The organism is Bacillus toyonensis BCT-7112, assembly GCF_000496285.1.
Taxonomy (GTDB): domain Bacteria; phylum Bacillota; class Bacilli; order Bacillales; family Bacillaceae_G; genus Bacillus_A; species Bacillus_A toyonensis.
Window position 1 is genome coordinate 4,472,767 of record NC_022781.1, and the last position, 19,675, is coordinate 4,492,441.

The window sequence follows — 19,675 nt, forward strand, 5'->3', positions numbered from 1 at the left end:
GTACGGAAATAACCACCACCTGCATGATTAAAAAGCAGAACAAGGTGATTGATAGAGATAAAAAATAAAATTGTAGGAGGAGATTAGAAGATGCATAACGTTATTAATGTTGGGGTGTTAGGATTAGGTACAGTCGGAAGTGGTGTTGTCCACATTTTGAAAGAACATTATAAAAAAATCGCACTTGATACAGGATACGAAGTGAAAGTAAAAACAGTCGTTGTACGTGATTTGGAAAAAGAACGCGATGTTTGTATTGATGGAATTGCAGTAACAAGTCATGCAGATGAAGTTCTAAATGATTCAAATATTGATATTGTAGTAGAGGTAATGGGCGGAATTGAAGAAGCAAAACAGCATATTGTGAAGGCTTTACGAAATAAGAAGCATGTCGTAACAGCAAATAAAGATTTAATGGCTGTATACGGTGCGGAACTTCTTCAATTAGCGAACGTAAATGATTGTGATCTATGTTATGAGGCAAGTGTAGCGGGTGGTATTCCAGTGTTAAGAGGATTAACAGACGGATTAGCTTCAGATCAAATTGAAAAAATAATGGGAATTGTAAATGGAACAACAAATTACATGTTAACAAAGATGAGTCAAAATGGATGGTCGTATGAAGAGGCTTTACAGGAAGCACAAAAATTAGGATTCGCAGAATCAGATCCGACAGCAGATGTAGATGGACTAGATGCGGCGAGAAAGGTAGCGATCCTTGCGAATTTAGGGTTTTCGATGAATGTTTCATTAGATGATGTGCAAGTGAGAGGGATTCGAAAGGTTGCAAAAGAAGATTTACAAATGGCTGAAAAGTTAGGATTTACTATGAAACTAATTGGTAAAGCGGAGAAACAAGGAGCAGCTATTCATTTAAGTGTAGAACCGACTCTTTTACCAAGCCGTCATCCGTTATCAAATGTAAATAATGAATTTAATGCAGTGTATGTTCACGGTCAAGCAGTAGGGGAAGTGATGTTTTACGGACCTGGAGCTGGGAAGTTACCGACTGGCTCTGCTGTAGTAAGTGATATTATTTCGATTGTTAAAAATATGAATCAAGTTCCGAAAAATAAAAGTGCGTTAAAAGAACCAGTGCCGTATGAATTACAAGGAGATGAAGAAGTTGTTTCGAAATACTTCTTACGTATTTCATTACAAGATGAGCCAGGGATGTTGCAAAAAGTAACAGAATGTTTCGTTAATTATTCTGTAAGTTTAAAAGAAGTGATTCAATTACCTTTGAATCGTGAGCTTGCAGAAGTCGTTGTTGTGACACATCAAACTTCAAAATATCAATTCGAAAAAGTTTTAGGAGCAATAGAAGCTGTCGCAAGTGAAATAAACAGTTATTACATTATTGAGGAGGAAAAACAATATGTATAAAGGACTATTAAAACAGTATGCTGCTTATTTACCAGTAAATGAAAACACACCTGATGTCAGTTTAATGGAAGGGAATACGCCTCTAATTCCATTATTAAATATATCAAAACAATTAGGGATTCACTTATATGGTAAGTATGAAGGAGCGAATCCAACAGGTTCTTTTAAAGATCGTGGTATGGTAATGGCGGTTGCTAAAGCGAAAGAAGAAGGTTCTGAGGCAATCATTTGTGCATCAACAGGTAATACATCGGCAGCGGCTGCAGCATATGCGGCACGCCTCGGAATGAAATGTATTATCGTAATCCCGGAAGGAAAGATTGCGCATGGAAAGTTAGCGCAAGCAGTCGCTTATGGAGCTGAAATCATTTCAATAGAAGGAAATTTTGATGATGCACTTAAGGCTGTAAGAAACATTGCTGCAGAAGAGCCAATTACATTAGTAAACTCAGTGAACCCTTATCGAATTGAAGGGCAAAAAACAGCAGCGTTTGAAATTTGTGACCAGTTGCAAAAAGCGCCAGATGTTCTCGCTATTCCTGTTGGGAATGCAGGGAATATTACAGCATACTGGAAAGGGTTCTGTGAATATGAGAAAGAAAAAGGCTACAAAAAGCCAAGAATTCACGGCTTTGAAGCGGAAGGAGCAGCTGCAATTGTAAAAGGACATGTAATTGAAGAACCTGAAACAATTGCAACAGCTATACGTATCGGTAACCCAGCGAGTTGGTCATATGCAGTAGAGGCTGCTGAGCAGTCTCGAGGCGAGATAGATATGGTATCAGATGAGGAAATATTACATGCGTATAGATTGTTAGCAAAAACGGAAGGGGTTTTCGCTGAGCCAGGATCAAATGCTTCATTAGCTGGCGTAATGAAACATGTTCAATCTGGAAAAATCAAAAAAGGAGAAACAGTAGTTGCGGTATTAACTGGAAATGGTTTGAAAGATCCTGATATCGCAATTTCTTCTAATAAATTAGATATTGCAAGTGTTTCAAATGATATAGAACAAATTAAAGAACATATAAAAGGGGTGATTATGTCGTGATACCATTGAGAGTACGTGTGCCTGCTAGTACAGCAAATGTTGGACCTGGATTTGATTCAGTAGGAATAGCTTTGTCATTGTATTTAGAGGTTGTTGTAAAGGGCACAGCTGATAAATGGCAAGTAATACATTCCTTTGAAGATTCAATTCCGACAGATGATAAAAATTTAATCGTTAGCACGGCATGTAAAGTATGTCCGTCTTTATCACCCCATATAATAGAAGTTACTAGTAATATTCCGCTAACAAGAGGACTAGGAAGTAGTGCCTCAGCGATTGTAGCAGGAATAGAGCTTGCGAATCAACTTGCTAATTTGAACTTAACGACTGATCAAAAGGTTCAAATTGCTACAAATTTTGAAGGGCATCCAGATAATGTTGCAGCTTCTATATTAGGTGGAACTGTAATCGGAGCACTTGATGGAAAGAATGTTTCAGTTGTAAGGATTGAAAGTAAGGAATTAGGCGTAATTTCTCTTATTCCAAATGAAGAGCTAAATACAGATGAAAGTCGATCTGTATTACCAGAAATGTTTCCGTTTCATGAAGCAGTTAAAGCTAGTGCGATAAGCAACGTATTAGTAGCAGCATTATGCCAAAAGCGGTGGGAAGTTGTAGGTGAAATGATGGAAAGAGATCATTTTCACGAGCCATATCGTTTAGAACTCGTACCGTTATTACCATCTATTCGTAAATGCGCAAAAGAATTCGGTGCGTACGGCACAGCACTTAGCGGTGCGGGACCATCTATTTTTATATTAACGCCGTATGAGAAACGTCAAGAAATCGCTGAGCAATTAGCGAAAGTATTTACAGCTATGAAAGTATGTGAGCTTGAAATCGATCATAAAGGGATTTCTGTAAATAAGGAAGAACATATTGGATTATAAAAAAAGCTAGCATCGCTAGCTTTTTTTTTTGCTGTAAATATATTTTAAATCAGCATATAAAATGAAAATGAGTATTGTATAATTCAGTAAAGAGCGTATTAATTTTGGAGGTGATTATATGAGTTCAAAAGAGTCACCAGAAGAAAAAAGAGAACACATAAGACAAAGTGAGTTAAAAAATAACCCTACCGGTTCTTTGAATGATGGGCTCAATAGAGCGGAATCAGGTAGCCTTGGTGATATGACAGGGGGCATGAATTGGAAAGGTACAGGGATATTAATTTTAGTGTTAGTTTTAGGATATATTATATACACTTACTTTTTCAGTTAAGGAAAGCCTAGCGAAACTTTAATTTGTTTATTTGCATTATTTGTGAAAATAAAAAACAAGGATTAAAGTCCCGCTGTATTACATATTAAAAAATAAATTATAGTTATTTGAGAACTTTTTATACTCATAATAGAGTTAGCATTATGCTAGCTCTATTATTTTTTGCCATATTCCTGTAACAAATCCCCTGTATATTCAGGGATGGAGGTGCAGGAGATGAAAAAAATGATAGCGATATGTCTTCTTACAACTATGTCATTTTCGACTTTAGTCGGGTGTGATGTAAAAGGTAATAATGCTGTACAAGAGTCTAAAATAAAGAAAGCGACGTATAAAGATTTTACTTACGATGTAAATCCAGAGACTTTCACGTTAACTGTAGAACATGATGGTGTAAAGGAACAGGCATCACGAGCTCTGCCGATAATGAAGGTGTCGAATGTAAAAAAAGATAAGGATCGTATGTCGTGGGAATATCCAGATCAAAAAGTAAAAGTAAACTTAGAAAAGAAAAAAGACCACTTAAATATTGAAGTAGAATCGATTGGTGCAGAAAGCTTTACATGGCCGAAAGTACAGGCTGAAAATTATACACTTCCGTTATGGGAAGGTAAACAAATTCCAAGTAATGATGAGAATTGGAAGAAGTTTTTAAAGGATGATGCATATTCATTTGCTGAATCATTTTCTATGAAGTTTTTTGCATTAAATGGTTCGAAATATTCCATTGTATATATTGCGAATAATATATTTAATAATGAAGTGAAATTTCATTCGGATCCGAAAATAGGGTTTGATTTTATACATGAATTCCCGAGTATAAATAAAAATAAAACATATGGTTTTCAATTATATGTCACAAATACTGATGCAGTAAGTATTGCTAAGCTGTATAAGGATAACATTATGGAAAAAGGTGAATTTAAAACATTACAAGAAAAGGCAAGAAGAAATAAAGAAATTGAAAAACTTTATGGAGCGGCTCATTTTTATTTTTGGAATCAAAATGGTTTATCAGCAAGTAATGTAAATTGGCCGAAGTTAAGAGAGCAAATAAATAGCCCAGTGTTTAGCCATATAAAAGAGCTTATTCAAAAAAATAGTTCAGAGCCTGGGGAATTAAATGTATTTGAGCAAGTAAGTAAACAAGATTTCATTGATAAGTATCAAAAAAATGTTATTTTGCGTTATGTAAACGAAGTGTTATCAATGAAGGAATTGTATAAAGAGGATATTTTCCCGAAAGTTGATCAGGAGGCTAGTGAGTTATTAAAAAAAGGTATAGATCACTTATCGAAAGCAGAACTGTATAGCTTAAATAAGCATTTATTAAAGTCAGTACTTGGTGATTCAGTTGAAGATATAAGTAAGTGGGGAAACGCAGATGGAACGGATATAATAAAGGAAATGAAAGAAGAAGGGATAGACAAAGCTTGGATTGGTCTACCGAACTGGGAACAAGGATTTATGCAACCTAATTTTGTTACAGAAGCTAAGAAAATGGGATATTTAGTTGGTCCGTATGATTCTTATCATTCCATTCATGAGAAAGGTGATAAAAATTGGAACACAGCGTCCTTTAATGATCCATCGTTATATGAAGAGGCAACTGTAACGAAGAAAAATGGAGAAAAGGTGCAAGGGTTTTTAGGTAGAGGGCGAAAACTAAATCCAACATTATCACTTCCTAGTGTAAAAGAACGAATGAACGATATATTGCAAAATGGTCCTAAATATAATTCATGGTTTATCGATTGTGATGCAACGGGTGAAATTTATGATGACTATTCATCAAAACATGTAACGACACAGGAACAAGATTTAAAAGCAAGATTACAACGAATGGATTATATTGCCCAAGAAAAAGGTATGGTAGTTGGCTCTGAGGGCGGAAATGATTTTGCCAGTAGTACGATTGCATTTGCTCATGGAATTGAAACGCCAGTTATTAAATGGGACGATGAAGATATGCGGAAAAACAAAACAAGCCCGTATTATGTCGGTGGATATTATTCACCAAATCAAAATGTTCCAGAAAAATATGCAAAACAAGTACCATTGAAAGAAGAATATAAACAAGTATATTTAAATCCAGTATATTCGCTTCCTTTATATAAATTAGTATACAACGATTCCGTCATTACAACGCATCACTGGGAATGGGGAAGTTTGAAAGTGAAAGATGAGGTAGGAAGCCGTATGCTATATGAGTTATTGTATAATGTTCCTCCTTTGTACCATTTAGATGAAGTAGAGTGGAATCAGCATAAAAAAGAAATTACAGAGCATCTGAAAGTTTGGAATGAAGTTCATAAAAAGGCAGTAAAAGAAGAAATGACAAACTTTGCATACTTGTCAGAAGATAAGCTAGTACAATCTACTTCATATGGAAAAGATATTAAAATTATTGTGAATTTCTCAAATGAAGATGTGGAAATAGAAAAAACGAAATTAAAAGCAAAGACTGCTTTAATTTATAATAATGGGAAGAAAATCATGTATACGCCGTTGGCGAAACAATAATGTGAAATATAACTGTATGAATAGAGAGTTAATAACTAACTTGACTCACTATTTTGTTCGTTCTTTCAGTTGAAAGTCAGATTATTTGAAATGAAAAGGTTGATAAATCTGTAATTTCGAATGTTGCGAAGTGCTAAATTTTTGAAGTTAGTAAATAGTGACTTGCCAAAAATAAGTACGAGAGTATAATGTGAAATGGAATATATATTGAATCCACAATGTAACCTTACAAATTTGTAAGGTAATTGAAAGGAAATTCAATATGAAGATTACTAGACATACATTATACTAGGGAAAGAGAAAGAGAGGCGAATGGGTATGAGCTCTGAATTAGAACAAAATACGAGAAGTAATAAGAAGCGTTCTAAAAGAAAGTCAATAAAGTGGTTTATAATAATTCCATTGTTCTTGCTTGTTTTTGGTGGAGTAGGATATGGGTCGTTAATATATAATAAAGCAAAAGCGGTTGTAAGTGATGCATATGCACAAATTGATAAATCATCAAAACGTGATAAAGAAGTGGAACCTTTAAAGGATAATATCTCAATTTTAATTATGGGTGTAGACGGTAGTGAAATGCGGAAAAGTCAATATGGTGAAGCGGTTCGAACGGATGCACTTTTATTAGCAACAATTAATAAAGATGATAAATCTGTTAAATTAGTTAGTATTCCGCGTGATTCACGTGTTTATATTCCATCTAGAAAAAAATTAGATAAAATTACGCATGCACATGTATTTGGTGGTGTTGAAAGTACACGAGATACTGTGGAAAGATTTTTAAATGTTCCAGTTGATTATTATGTGAAGTTTAACTTTGAGTCATTTGTTCAAATTGTAGATTCACTAGGTGGTATTGATATTGATGTACCTGTTACGTTCACAGAGCAAGATAGTAAAGACCAAGCAGGTATGATTCATTTAGAAAAAGGTTTCCAACATTTAAATGGAGAACAGGCACTTGCACTTGCAAGAACACGTAAAATTGATAGTGATGCAATGCGCGGACAGAGACAACAACTTGTAATAGAAGCAATTGCGAAAAAAGCAATGTCTGTTCAATCAATTAGCAAAATGGGCTCTCTACTTGATGCAGTTGATAAAAACATGAAAACAAACTTAACATTTGATGATATGCTTGCTATTACGAAAAACATGGCAGGATCGGATCTACAAATGGAAAAGATGCAAATTGAAGGTACTGATAAACGTATTGGTGGTATTTATTATTACATTCCAAATGAAAAAAATGTGAAAGATATTTCAAATAAACTGAATCAACATCTAGGTGTAACGCCAAAATCAGTTCTAAATGAAAAGTAAAAAGATTGGCCTTTGCCAATCTTTTTTTATGGAAATGGATTTGTAACTTTTCTGTAACGATTTTTTATTCTAGAAAAATTATACTCATATGTATGAGATTATTGGATAAGCAAAAAGTAAAGATAAATACTGTTATAAGGAAAGATAACATATGCAAAAATGGATAAGCATTATGGGAATCGTCTTTATATTGACTGGATGTAAAATGTCTGAAGCTCCAACCAATTTAATGGGAGCTCCTGCAAATGAAAAGTGGATTAATGAACTAAAAGAGCAAATAGATAAAGATTTGCCTGTTAATTATCGGTTGCTTACTCCAAAGTCTAATAAAGATAAACAAATGATTTGGTCAATGGATTTTAAACAAGATAATAAAAAAGAAGCCATCGTATTTTATAAATTGCCGAATGAAGATCGTAGCGTATATTTAGCTGTATATGAGGAAATCGGCTATAAGTGGAAAATAAAGTCCACGCATAAATTTGATGGTGAGGATATAGATATCGTTGAAGTCGGTGATTTTACAGGGAATGGGAAGCGAGAATTATTAATTGGAATCTCTGTAAATCGTGAATCGTTAGAACATGTTATGTATGCTTTTTCAGAAGAAAATGATGATATGAAGGAGATTTATAATCGGCGTTACACGAAGTTATTTATAGAGGATCTAAATAGAAATGGTCTTAATGATATAAGCCTTGTTACTTATGAAAAAGATGAGAAGTTGACAGTTGAGCTTATTGAGCAGTTTAAGACAATATCAGAAGTTACATTTGATCCATTTATAAATAGTATTCAAAGAATACAAATGGGCCATATTTCTAAAACATTAAAGGCGATTGTAATTGATGCAGGAATTGGGGCTCATTCAGGTATAACTTATGTAGCAAAATTTGATAAGGATCATTATGAGGTACTACCTATAGATGGGAAAGAAGATTTATTCAATGAATATGTGGTGGAAAGTAAAGATGTAAATGAAGACGGTATTATTGAATTTGTTCGTACTGTACGTCCAAAAGGTTGGGAAGATAAGTCACATGGAGATAGTCCGCTCTTTGAACGTTACATACAGTGGAGTGAAGATGGAACGAAACCTATAGAAGAAAGATACATCGATATAGAAAAAGGGTATTTTGTGAAAATTCCTGAAGAGTTGATTGGGAAAATTACTATCCCAGATCAGCAGAAGGAATCAAATTCTCAAAAGTTTTTGGGCGTAAATACAAATGAAATATGGCTTGAAGTCCAAATTTTTAAGCGGAAAGAATGGTTCAAAATAAAAGGATTCGAGGCAGCGGTGAAAACGGCTTCTCACGTATATGCAGTGCCGAAGCGATCAAAGTTTAAAAAAGTGAAAGCATATATAAAACCGCTAGCGGATTATCAACAAGAGTAGGGAGGTGGAAATTATGTCAACAATTTTAGTTTTAGAAGATGAAATGCCAATCCGTAGTTTTATTGTCTTAAATTTAAAGCGTGCTGGATTTTATGTATTAGAAGCTAGTACTGGAGAAGAAGCGTTACAGATTTTATGTGATCACACTGTTGATGTAGCGTTACTTGATGTCATGTTACCAGGAATTGATGGTTTTCAAGTTTGTAAAACTATTCGGGAAGAAAATAAAAAAATGGGCATTATTATGTTAACCGCACGTGTACAAGATGGAGATGTGGTGCAAGGACTAGGAATTGGTGCAGATGATTATATTACAAAACCGTTTAGTCCAGTAGAGTTAACTGCACGTATACAATCTCTATTAAGAAGAATAGAAGTGCATAAAGAAAAAACGAATACAATTACGTCTGGTCCGTTTTCGTTAAATATTATAGAAGAAAGATTATATAGAGATGGACAATTGGTTGATTTAACACCTACAGAGTATATGATTTTACAATACTTAATGAATCAATCCTCAAAGCCGGTTTCACGTGATGAAATTTTAAATATGATTTGGGGAACGAATTACGTAGGCGAGACGAAAGTCGTAGATGTAAATATGAGACGGTTACGCCAAAAGATAGAATGTAATCCATCAGAACCCGAATTTATCCTTACAGTGTGGGGAAAAGGATATGTGTGGAAGGAAAGTATAAGATGAAACGGAAAGTGACTTTATATTTTATGACGGTCATTACACTTATGCTTGTATTGTTTGAGGTAGTATTTTCGGTCTCAATTTATCGATATTATTATAATGGTATTGTGCAATATATAGAATCTCATGCGAAGACGAGTACTCGATTTTTCTCAGAATACAATTCATTATATTTTATTCGTTTGCAAGAATATAGTGGTGACATAATTAGTAGTTTTCAATTAGATGGAACGGAATTACAGTTAATTGATCGTCATAGTTCGGTTATACAATCTTCAAGTGGTGAAAAAGTAGAAGGTAAAGTGAATATCCCACAATCTTTATTGGAAGGTGAAATGTATAATCAAGTTACTACTACGAAAGATAATGAAAAACAACTAGAAGTGCTAAGCCCACTTATACATCAAGGACAAACAATCGGTGTTTTAAAATATACGACAGTATTAACACATGTGAATGCAAAGATTATTGAAATTATTATGTTTACTATTGCCGTTGGTATTGTTATTTCATGTATTGTCTTCTCAATTAGTAGACGCTTGGCAAATTCTTTTGTTGAGCCAATTGAATCTATCATTCAAGCTTCTTCACAAATCGCAGAAGGAACGTTGAAAAATAAAATTAAAGAAGATTATCCTGGTGAATTAGGTGAATTAGCACATAGTTTAAACTATATGTCTGATAAAATAGAAAAAGCGGAACAGATGAAAAATGAATTTATCGCTTCTATTTCTCATGAAATACGAACACCTTTAACAGGAATTAAAGGTTGGAGTGAGACGCTTAAAACAGTAGAACATTTAACAGAAGAAGAAATCAAGCAAGGTATGGGGATTATTTCCGGTGAGACAGACCGATTGATTCATTTAGTAGAAGAATTGTTAGATTTTTCAAGATTACAATCAAATCATTTTAATTTATATAAACAAAAGGTGCAATTGTACGATATACTAGAGGAGACGATTTGGCAATTAACTCCTAACGCTGAAAAGAAACAAATTCAATTCATTAATACTATAGAACGAATTGAATTGTTGGGAGACCGAAATAGGCTAAAGCAAATTTTCTTGAATATTATTCAAAATGCAATTAAATATTCACATGAAAATGGTACTGTATACATTGAAGCGACTAAAAATGAAGGACAAGCAGTGATAAAGGTGAAAGATGAAGGGATTGGAATTGCTAAAGAGCATTTACCATATATAGAGCAGTCTTTTTACCAGATTAATAATCATGCTGCAGGTGCAGGTCTTGGCTTAGCTATCGTAAAAAAAATGGTGGAGCTTCATAGAGGTACACTTAGTATTGTGAGTAAAGAAGGAATAGGAACAACAATTTTGATAAAACTCCCATTATAATACATATACAGTCTATTTATCACGCTATTTGTGGGTAGTGAGATTCCCGCCTCAAAATTCGGCTAGAGCAAAGAAGGTAGGTGGGAAATTAACTGCCCGTAAACAATCGATTGGTGAAGGTTAATAATCAGTGGGGGATGAATACTCCCCACTGATTAAAGTTTCACTTTATATCGTGCAATAAAATAAATAGATGTATAATTACATTGGGTGATTTATATATAAGATTAATAGGGAGAGGAATTCGATAGAATGGAAAAAGCTTTTAATATGAAACGAGTAGTAGTCGTTTTAATAGCGGTTGCAGCAGTAGCTATTGGGTATTTTATGTTTCAATCAATTACTTCACCAGCAAAGGCTGTTGCAAAACAAGAAAATGTAGTACAGCTTGCAAGTGAACAATCAAAAGTTGAATTGAATAAAACGGCACCAAGTCGTTTTAATGGAAAAGAAAGAAAAGTTGCTTATCTTACATTTGATGATGGACCAGGCAAATATACGGCTGAATTATTAAATACGTTAAAACAGCATGATGCGAAGGCGACATTCTTTTTAATTGGAGCGAATGTAAAAGAGTTTCCGGATTTAGTGAAACGTGAAAATGCAGAGGGACATTATGTAGGTATGCATAGTATGACACATAATTTTGCAAAGTTATATAAAAATGGTGAATATGTAAATGAGATGAAAGAAGACCAAAGCTTAATTGCTAATATTATTGGAAAATCACCTAAATTAACACGTCCACCATATGGTTCGATGCCTGGATTAAATGAAGGTCTTCGAAATAAAGTGGTAGAAGGCGGTTTTAAAGTTTGGGATTGGACAATTGATTCATTAGATTGGAAATATAATAAAATGCAAGTTGATGCAGCTGCAGCGCAAATTGCTCAAAACGTATTAACAAATGCAACAAAACCACAAGAAGTAATTTTAATGCATGATATTCACCCGCAATCAGTCGCTGCTGTGCCAGCAATTTTAAAGGGGTTAAAAGAAAAGGGTTATGAGTTTGAAGCTTATCATGAAGAAAGTCACTTCCCAGTGAACTTCTGGCATGATAACCGTATGTAATGGAGGAATGAATGTTGAAGTATGGAAAAGTAGCATTAGTTGGAGCGTTATCAGTAGGGGTATTAACAGGTTGTTTCGGTGAAAAGCCAGAAGAAAATTTATATACAGCTTTTGAAACAGCAGCGACACAAGAAAAGTCTTTAGTTGATGAAGCGAAAAAATTAGAGGATTTAGAGAAGCAAGGTCAAGAACTATATTCTCAAATTTTACAAGAAGGTAAAGATCATAATGACGCAGTTATGAAAAAGATAGAACAAGCGACTGCAAATGTAGCTGACCGTGAAAAAGTATTGAAAAATGAAAAAGAAATGCTAGAAAAAGCGCAGAAGGAAACGAAATCCGTTCAAAGTAATATAGAAAAACTTGAAGATAAGAAAGTGCAAAAGCAAGCAAAGGCAGTTGAAGAGTCGTATAAAAAACGTTACGATGCATTCCAAAAGATGAATGAAAACTACACGAAGGCGTTAGCGACTGAAAAAGAACTGTACGAACAATTAAAGGTAAAAGAAACGAAATTAAAAGAGATTGGTGAGAAAGTTAAAACTTTTAATGAGTTAAATGGAGATGCACAAAAGTCGAAAGAGCAGTTTAACAATTATACAAAAGAGTATAATGACAGTAAATTAGCATTTTATAAAGATGCGCAGATTAAGATTAAAGAACAGAAATAAAGAAAGTTCTTAATCGGAATATAAAGCCGAAAAAACATGTAAAAATGTTTTTTCGGCTTTTATCGTTAAATGAATAGAAAAGACTGGAATAGATATCATAAAAGAGTTATAGTGAATTATTCGAAGGGAAACATTGTAAAGTAAGGAGAATGAAACATGTCATATGAATTTTTACTCAAATTAGGTTTAGCGCTCTTTTTAGGATTATTCATCGGGATAGATAGGCAGCTAAAGAATAAACCGCTTGGTGTGAAAACAAGTATGGTTATTTCTGTAGCAAGTTGTTTAATTACGATGGTTTCAATTGAATCAGTTCATGTATATTCTGTTCCAGGTCATACAAATATGGATCCAATGCGTCTTGCTGCTCAAATTGTGAGCGGAATCGGTTTCCTTGGGGCAGGTGTCATTTTACGAAGAAGTAATGACGTTATTTCTGGATTAACGACAGCTTCTATGGTGTGGGCTGCTTCAGCTTTAGGTATAGCAATTGGAGCAGGGTTTTATTTACAAGCGACCGTTGCCATGATTTTAATTATTTTAGCGATTAACGTACTGCCTCACCTTGTGAAAATTGCAGGCCCGTATTCATTAAGACAAAAGGACTTATCTATAAAAATTACTGTAAAAGAGCACCAAGAATTAGATGGTATATTTAAGCAAATTAAAAAATTAGGCATGCATGTAAAACGAGTGAAAATTAAAGATATTGATAGTGGTGCATTTCAGCAATTGGAGATGGTTATTTTAGCTCCAGAAGATTTATATACAACTGAGTTATATAGTTCACTAAAAGAGATTGATCGAGTTGTTTCAGTTGAAGTTGAAAGTAGATAAAAAAGGGTGATGAAAATTCACTCTTTTTTTACGCGTAAAAAAAACAGTTTGCTATAATTATTCTCTAAAGGGGATGAGAATGGTGGAGATACACATTAGAAGGGCGACAAAATCGGATATTGCAGCAATAGCAAAAATACATGTGGAAAGCTGGAAAACAACGTATACCGGGATATTCGAAAACGAAATTTTAGAAAATGTAACATTTGAACAAAGAAAAAAGCAGTGGGAGAATATTTTTCAAAAAGAAGATAATTACCAATTCAGATTTGTAGCAGAAACGTTAAATGGAAAAATAATCGGATTCATTGATGGGGGAGTTGAAAGAAGCGGTACATATAATTGTGATGGGGAATTATATGCGATTTATCTGTTACAACAGTATCAAGGAATGAAAATAGGACAAAAATTATTTCAAGTGTTACTGTCGGAATGTATAAAAAATGGTATGCAATCTCTTTTAGTTTGGGTCGTTACTAATAATCCCGCTAAAAAGTTTTATGAAAAATATAATCCTGAAAAAATTGATACGAAATTTTTAGAGAGAGTACAGGTAGAAGAAACAGCGTATTGCTGGAGGAATATAAATAATATTATTATGTAAACTTTATGTTTTTAAAAGGTATACCTTTAATTGGTATACCTTTTTGTTTAACTCTGTTCAATCGATTAATAACGAGTAATGTGAAAAATAATGAATAGTTAACTTGAGAGTAAAAATTTTTCTATTGTATCTTTAATTAGATGAAATAAATGATAGAAAAGGAAAAAAATTTTGTCAGATAAAAAAATTCTGAAATATACTCTTGAATTGATAATAACAATCAATTAGAATCATAATTGATAATGATATTCAATCATTGGTTGTTTTATAAAATTTCGATAGCGTTAATATAAAGAGGAGGACCAGTATGCAGCATGCGAAACAAATCGCAGAACATGCAACAATACAAAGTTTTTTAAACTGTTATTTAAGAGAAACAGGGAGTGGGGAATGGATTACAGAGGATGAAAGAATGGAAAGTATCTTCAGTAATACGTTAAATAGAAATGTAGTCCCCACATATTTATGTTGTCGGCTATCGGCACAGAATGTTACTTTGTATGGAGAAGTTATATATAAATCAGCAACAGATCGCCATTTGTTTGGAGAACAGTTTTATTATCAAATTGGAGAAACTAAAACTGTTATAAAAGCAGATTATGTTACAGTTATTACATTTTTAATAAAAGAGATGTCTATCAACTATGGAGAAGGAACTAATCCTGCTGAGCTTATGCTTCGAGTTATTTGTAGTTGTCAAAATATTGAAGAATTTACAAAAGAGAGAGCAGAAGATACATCTGCATTATATGGTTTCCATACAACTTTTATAGAGGCGGAGCAATCTTTATTATTTGGGCATTTAACTCATCCTACCCCAAAGAGTAGACAAGGTATATTGGATTGGAAAAGTGCAATGTATTCTCCAGAATTAAAAGGAGAATGCCAGCTTCATTATTTTCGCGCACATAAAAGTATAGTAAATGAAAAATCATTATTATTAGATTCTACAACAACGATTATAAAAGAAGAATTAAGTAAAGATGAGATGGTAAATGAGGAATTTATAGAGAAGTACTGTAAGGAAGATGAATATTCATTAATTCCAATTCATCCGCTTCAGGCTGAATGGTTATTACATCAACCTTATGTACAAGAGTGGATAAATCAAGGAGTGCTTGAATATATTGGTCCAGTAGGTAAGTGTTATATGGCAACATCATCACTTAGGACGCTATATCATCCTCATTCGAAATATATGCTTAAGTTTTCCTTTCCAGTGAAAGTAACAAATTCAATGCGCATTAATAAGTTGAAAGAACTTGAGAGTGGCCTTGAAGGGAAGGAAATGTTAAATACGGCTATTGGTGAAGTACGAGAAAGATTTCCAGGCTTTGATTTTATTTGTGATCCAGCCTTTATTACATTAAATTATGGAACACAAGAATCTGGATTTGAAGTAATTATTCGCGAGAACCCTTTCTATAGTGAACATGCAAATGATGCTACATTAATTGCTGGACTAGTTCAAGATGCTATTCCTGGAGAGCGCACTCGTTTATCGAATATAATTCATCATATAGCAGAGTTAGAAAATAGAAGCTGTGAAGAAGTAAGTTTAGAGTGGTTTAGACGGTATGTAAATATTTCTTTAAAGCCGATGGTATGGATGTATTTACAGTATGGAGTTGCATTAGAAGCTCATCAACAAAATAGTGTTGTACAGTTGAAGGATGGTTATCCAGTAAAATATTATTTCCGTGATAATCAAGGATTTTATTTCTGTAATTCAATGAAAGAGATGCTTAATAATGAGTTATCTGGTATTGGAGAACGTACTGGGAATTTATATGACGATTATATTGTAGATGAAAGGTTTCGTTACTATTTAATTTTTAATCATATGTTTGGACTTATTAACGGTTTTGGTACGGCAGGATTAATTAAGGAGGAAATTCTACTTTCTGAATTAAGGTCTGTATTGGAATCATTCCTTCCATATAACCGTGAACCTTCTACATTTTTAAGAGAATTGTTGGAAGAGGATAAGTTGGCATGTAAAGCAAATTTATTAACGAGATTTTTCGATGTCGATGAATTAACAAATCCATTAGAGCAAGCAATTTATGTGCAAGTGCATAATCCACTCGTTAGAGAAGTGGCTGTTCGTTCATAAATAGCGTTAAAATTTCACGTAATACAAATAATGGAATTTGGTATTTCGTCATAAGTGGAGGAGTTTATGAAAGTGGATATGTATCACACGAAAATATTGAAGGCACTTGAATCAGAAGAATACATTTCAGTGCGAAGAAGGGTGTTACGTCAGTTAGTAGAATCGTTAATTTATGAGGGGATTATAACGCCAGTTCGTGTAGAGAAGGAAGAACAAATTCTTTTTATTATACAAGGACTTGATGAAGAAAATAAAAATGTTTCGTACCAATGCCACGGAAGAGAAAGGATGACATTTGGACGTATTGCTGTAGACTCGTTACTAATACGAGTGCAAGATGAACAACAAGAAATACAATCTGTGTCGCAATTTTTAGAAGAAGTTTTTCGGGTTGTTAACGTAGAACGAACTAGATTAGATTCTTTTATTCACGAATTAGAACAAACAATATTTAAAGACACGATTGCACAATATGAAAGAAATAAAAGGGAGGAATATACTCGAAAATCTTACGATGAGTTTGAAAGCCATTTAATAGACGGTCACCCGTATCATCCTAGCTATAAAGCGCGCATTGGATTTCAATATCGTGACAATTTTCAATATGGATATGAATTCATGAAGCCAATAAAACTCATCTGGATTGCAGCACATAAGAAATATGCGACTGTAGGTTATGAAAATGAAATGATTTATAGCAATACTTTAACAGAAGAAATTGGTGTGCAGAGAATAGAAGAATATATAAATCGTATTCAAAATATGGGATGTAATCCAAAACAGTATTTGTTTATCCCAGTCCACCCTTGGCAGTGGGAGAACTTTATTATTCCTAATTATGCTGATCATATACAGGGGAAATATGTGATTTATTTAGGGGAATCATCGGATGATTACTGCGCCCAACAGTCAATGAGAACATTAAGAAATATGACGAATCCAAAGAAGCCGTATGTTAAGTTATCGATGAATTTACTTAATACTTCAACTATCCGTACGTTGAAACCACATTCGGTTGTGAGTGCACCAGCTATATCAAATTGGTTAAGTGATGTCGTAAGTCAGGATCCTTATTTAAGGGATGAATCGCGCTTGATTTTATTAAAGGAATTCTCGAGCGTAACGTATGATACGAATAAGAAAGCTACATATGGTTCATTAGGATGTATTTGGCGTGAAAGCGTTCACAAATATGTAGATAAACAAGAGGATGCAGTTCCCTTTAATGGCTTATATGCAAAAAAGAAAGATAGTACACCAATTATTGACGCATGGTTAAACAAATATGGAATAGAAAATTGGCTGCAAGTACTTATTCAAAAAGCGATAATACCGGTTTTACATCTTGTTGTAGAGCACGGGATCGCATTAGAATCACACGGTCAAAATATGATTTTAGTCCATAAAGAAGGGCTACCTGTCCGGGTTGCATTAAAGGACTTTCATGAAGGACTTGAGTTTTATCGTCCATACTTGAAAGAAATTGACAAATGCCCTGAGTTTACAAAAATGCATAAAACGTATGTGAACGGAAAAATGAATGATTTCTTTGAAATGGATCGCATCGAATGTTTGCAAGAGATGGTTTTAGATGCACTTTTCTTATTTAATCTAGGAGAGTTAGCTTTCATACTTGCGGATGAATATGAATGGAAAGAAGAACGTTTTTGGATGCTGATTGTCGAAGAAATTGAAAATCATTTTAGAAAATATCCACATTTGAAAGAGAGATTTGAATCCATTCAATTATACACAGCTACTTTCTATGCGGAGCAATTAACGAAGCGTCGTTTATATTTGGATGTAGAATCGCTTGTTCATGAAGTTCCAAATCCATTGTATAGTGCAAAGCAACTTAACATACAAAAATCATTTGTTACAGGGGGAAATTATGCTAATCGTTAATAAACAAGAGTATAGTAAAAATGATTTTGAATCGAGATTACAAGTTTACGAGGAAATGGAACAATTTCAAGCAGCAAAAGGAAATAGATTTGCACTTTGTCTGAAAGATCCATTTGATATTATTACACTTGTGTTTTTCTTAAAAGAAAAGAAATCATCTGTACTTCTTATACATGAAGATACACCAAAAGATACGGCTATTAAAATGGCAAGGCGTGCAAATTGTACGGGACTTTTATATGGAGAATGTAGCGAATTTACAAAATTAGAAGTAGTGAATTCATTACTACAAGAGCCTTCTTTATTGCAATATAGCTCAGGAACCACGGGAGAACCGAAATTGATTTGCAGATCATGGACGGAAGTTGATACTGAAATCGTTGCTTATAATGAAGCTTTAAATTGTGAAGAAGATGAAGTACCGATTGTTATGGCTCCTGTTTCACATTCGTACGGATTAATATGTGGTACGTTATCTTCTATTACAAGAGGAAGTAAGCCTATAATTATTACGAATAAAAACCCTAAATTCGCATTAAATATTATTCGCAATACAGAAAAACATATCATATATGCAGTACCATTGATGCTACATATTATGGGGAGTTTTCCACTAGGAACGTTCCAGTTTCATAAAATTATGACATCCGGATCACCTTTGCCCGAAACATTATTTTATAAACTAAATGAAATGACAACGTACATGATGCAGCAATATGGATGTTCTGAAGCTGGTTGTATTAGTATATGTCATGATATGGAGAGTCATTTAGATTTAGGAAAACCACTTCCACATGTAAGTATAAACATAGGATCAGATGAAAATGAGCCTGAAGAAATCGTAGTGAAAATTGCTGGAAAGGAAATTTATACGAAAGATTTAGGGTATGAATCTGAGCGTGGCCTTCACTTTATGGGGCGTATGGATGATGTAATCAATGTTTCAGGGTTAAAAGTGTTTCCTATAGAGGTGGAAGAAACGATGCTTCGATTAGAAGGTATTCAAGAAGCCATTGTATACCGAGGGAAACATCCAGTGATGGGAGAAATCGTAAAAGCGAAAGTAATCTCTCATATTGACCCAGTACAAATAAGAGAATGGTGTATTCAGCACTTACCGTCTTATAAAGTTCCGTATGAAATTGAAAGTGTAACTGAAATTCCGAAAAATAAAACTGGAAAAGTAAGTAGAAAGTTACTAGAGATGGGAGAGGTTACAACATGAGACGTGAAACGTTAAAGAGTGCAGTGCTGAAAATTATGACAGAAAAAATGGAACTGAGAAATGTAACGCATTTAGAAGAAACAATGCGTTTAAATCAAGATTTATATATAGATTCGGTAATGATGTTGCAGCTTATCGTATACATAGAAATGGATTTGAAGTTATGTGTCCCAGAGGATGAGGTAGATCCAAAGGCGTTTCTTACTGTAGGATCTTTACTTGATTTTATGGAAGAGTTACAGCCGTTACAAGAATCAAATGTGAATAACTAACCTTGGA

General features: G+C 33.8%; 17 protein-coding genes. All 17 read left to right on the forward strand.

What is annotated here, in order from left to right; translation table 11 throughout:
• Positions 1-90: 90 nt before the first annotated feature.
• On the forward strand, positions 91-1,386 hold the full coding sequence (locus tag BTOYO_RS22810) for a homoserine dehydrogenase (protein ID WP_000552042.1): 1,296 nt from the start codon (positions 91-93) through the stop codon (positions 1,384-1,386).
• Positions 1,379-2,437, forward strand: coding sequence for a threonine synthase (gene thrC / locus BTOYO_RS22815; RefSeq protein ID WP_000276420.1), 1,059 nt, complete (start codon positions 1,379-1,381; stop codon positions 2,435-2,437). The genes BTOYO_RS22810 and thrC overlap by 8 nt, the downstream gene beginning before the upstream one ends.
• Positions 2,434-3,327, forward strand: a complete 894-nt coding sequence (gene thrB, locus BTOYO_RS22820) for a homoserine kinase (protein ID WP_000612653.1) — start codon at positions 2,434-2,436, stop codon at positions 3,325-3,327. The genes thrC and thrB overlap by 4 nt, the downstream gene beginning before the upstream one ends.
• Positions 3,328-3,445: 118 nt before the next feature.
• On the forward strand, positions 3,446-3,658 hold the full coding sequence (locus tag BTOYO_RS22825) for a DUF6366 family protein (RefSeq protein ID WP_000095422.1): 213 nt from the start codon (positions 3,446-3,448) through the stop codon (positions 3,656-3,658).
• Positions 3,659-3,874: 216 nt separating this feature from the next.
• Entirely contained in the window at positions 3,875-6,181 is a 2,307-nt protein-coding gene (locus BTOYO_RS22830) for a glycoside hydrolase (protein ID WP_000738143.1), read from the forward strand.
• A gap of 318 nt (positions 6,182-6,499) precedes the next feature.
• On the forward strand, positions 6,500-7,504 hold the full coding sequence (locus BTOYO_RS22835) for an LCP family protein (RefSeq protein WP_002093782.1): 1,005 nt from the start codon (positions 6,500-6,502) through the stop codon (positions 7,502-7,504).
• A gap of 151 nt (positions 7,505-7,655) precedes the next feature.
• Complete coding sequence (locus tag BTOYO_RS22840) at positions 7,656-8,903, forward strand: hypothetical protein (RefSeq protein WP_001174827.1); 1,248 nt, start codon at positions 7,656-7,658, stop codon at positions 8,901-8,903.
• A 13-nt stretch (positions 8,904-8,916) separates the two neighbouring features.
• Complete coding sequence (locus BTOYO_RS22845) at positions 8,917-9,606, forward strand: response regulator transcription factor (protein WP_000104235.1); 690 nt, start codon at positions 8,917-8,919, stop codon at positions 9,604-9,606.
• Positions 9,603-10,964: a HAMP domain-containing sensor histidine kinase gene (locus BTOYO_RS22850; RefSeq protein ID WP_000824523.1), complete on the forward strand. Its 1,362-nt coding sequence runs from the start codon at positions 9,603-9,605 to the stop codon at positions 10,962-10,964. Before BTOYO_RS22845 ends, BTOYO_RS22850 begins: the two co-directional genes overlap by 4 nt.
• 252 nt (positions 10,965-11,216) lie before the next feature.
• Entirely contained in the window at positions 11,217-12,038 is an 822-nt protein-coding gene (locus BTOYO_RS22855) for a peptidoglycan-N-acetylglucosamine deacetylase (protein WP_000409398.1), read from the forward strand.
• Positions 12,039-12,052: 14 nt separating this feature from the next.
• Positions 12,053-12,709, forward strand: a complete 657-nt coding sequence (locus tag BTOYO_RS22860) for a YkyA family protein (RefSeq protein WP_033657376.1) — start codon at positions 12,053-12,055, stop codon at positions 12,707-12,709.
• 156 nt (positions 12,710-12,865) lie between these two features.
• Positions 12,866-13,546 (forward strand): MgtC/SapB family protein, encoded by a 681-nt coding sequence (locus BTOYO_RS22865; protein WP_000119504.1) that lies wholly within the window; start codon positions 12,866-12,868, stop codon positions 13,544-13,546.
• Between the two features lie 79 nt (positions 13,547-13,625).
• Positions 13,626-14,150: a GNAT family N-acetyltransferase gene (locus BTOYO_RS22870; RefSeq protein WP_000229281.1), complete on the forward strand. Its 525-nt coding sequence runs from the start codon at positions 13,626-13,628 to the stop codon at positions 14,148-14,150.
• 307 nt (positions 14,151-14,457) lie between these two features.
• The gene (locus BTOYO_RS22875) at positions 14,458-16,266 is read left to right on the forward strand and encodes an IucA/IucC family protein (RefSeq protein WP_001163329.1); all 1,809 of its coding nucleotides are present in this window, start codon (positions 14,458-14,460) and stop codon (positions 16,264-16,266) included.
• 66 nt (positions 16,267-16,332) lie between these two features.
• A complete protein-coding gene (locus tag BTOYO_RS22880; protein ID WP_000861775.1) occupies positions 16,333-18,171 on the forward strand; it encodes an IucA/IucC family protein in 1,839 nt (612 codons plus the stop codon).
• Positions 18,158-19,396, forward strand: coding sequence for an AMP-binding protein (locus tag BTOYO_RS22885; protein ID WP_000909555.1), 1,239 nt, complete (start codon positions 18,158-18,160; stop codon positions 19,394-19,396). Before BTOYO_RS22880 ends, BTOYO_RS22885 begins: the two co-directional genes overlap by 14 nt.
• Entirely contained in the window at positions 19,393-19,668 is a 276-nt protein-coding gene (asbD, locus tag BTOYO_RS22890) for a petrobactin biosynthesis protein AsbD (protein WP_001250763.1), read from the forward strand. Before BTOYO_RS22885 ends, asbD begins: the two co-directional genes overlap by 4 nt.
• Positions 19,669-19,675 lie beyond the last annotated feature (7 nt).

Bases quoted from the DNA above. Each gene is read 5' to 3' on its own strand.
- BTOYO_RS22865 (WP_000119504.1), top strand. From the start codon at position 12,866: ATGTCATATGAATTTTTACTCAAATTAGGTTTAGCGCTCTTTTTAGGA.
- BTOYO_RS22870 (WP_000229281.1), top strand. From the start codon at position 13,626: ATGGTGGAGATACACATTAGAAGGGCGACAAAATCGGATATTGCAGCA.
- thrC (WP_000276420.1), top strand. From the start codon at position 1,379: ATGTATAAAGGACTATTAAAACAGTATGCTGCTTATTTACCAGTAAAT.
- BTOYO_RS22835 (WP_002093782.1), top strand. From the start codon at position 6,500: ATGAGCTCTGAATTAGAACAAAATACGAGAAGTAATAAGAAGCGTTCT.
- BTOYO_RS22825 (WP_000095422.1), top strand. From the start codon at position 3,446: ATGAGTTCAAAAGAGTCACCAGAAGAAAAAAGAGAACACATAAGACAA.
- BTOYO_RS22810 (WP_000552042.1), top strand. From the start codon at position 91: ATGCATAACGTTATTAATGTTGGGGTGTTAGGATTAGGTACAGTCGGA.
- BTOYO_RS22875 (WP_001163329.1), top strand. From the start codon at position 14,458: ATGCAGCATGCGAAACAAATCGCAGAACATGCAACAATACAAAGTTTT.
- BTOYO_RS22840 (WP_001174827.1), top strand. From the start codon at position 7,656: ATGCAAAAATGGATAAGCATTATGGGAATCGTCTTTATATTGACTGGA.
- BTOYO_RS22885 (WP_000909555.1), top strand. From the start codon at position 18,158: ATGCTAATCGTTAATAAACAAGAGTATAGTAAAAATGATTTTGAATCG.
- BTOYO_RS22850 (WP_000824523.1), top strand. From the start codon at position 9,603: ATGAAACGGAAAGTGACTTTATATTTTATGACGGTCATTACACTTATG.
- BTOYO_RS22855 (WP_000409398.1), top strand. From the start codon at position 11,217: ATGGAAAAAGCTTTTAATATGAAACGAGTAGTAGTCGTTTTAATAGCG.
- asbD (WP_001250763.1), top strand. From the start codon at position 19,393: ATGAGACGTGAAACGTTAAAGAGTGCAGTGCTGAAAATTATGACAGAA.
- BTOYO_RS22845 (WP_000104235.1), top strand. From the start codon at position 8,917: ATGTCAACAATTTTAGTTTTAGAAGATGAAATGCCAATCCGTAGTTTT.
- BTOYO_RS22880 (WP_000861775.1), top strand. From the start codon at position 16,333: ATGAAAGTGGATATGTATCACACGAAAATATTGAAGGCACTTGAATCA.
- BTOYO_RS22830 (WP_000738143.1), top strand. From the start codon at position 3,875: ATGAAAAAAATGATAGCGATATGTCTTCTTACAACTATGTCATTTTCG.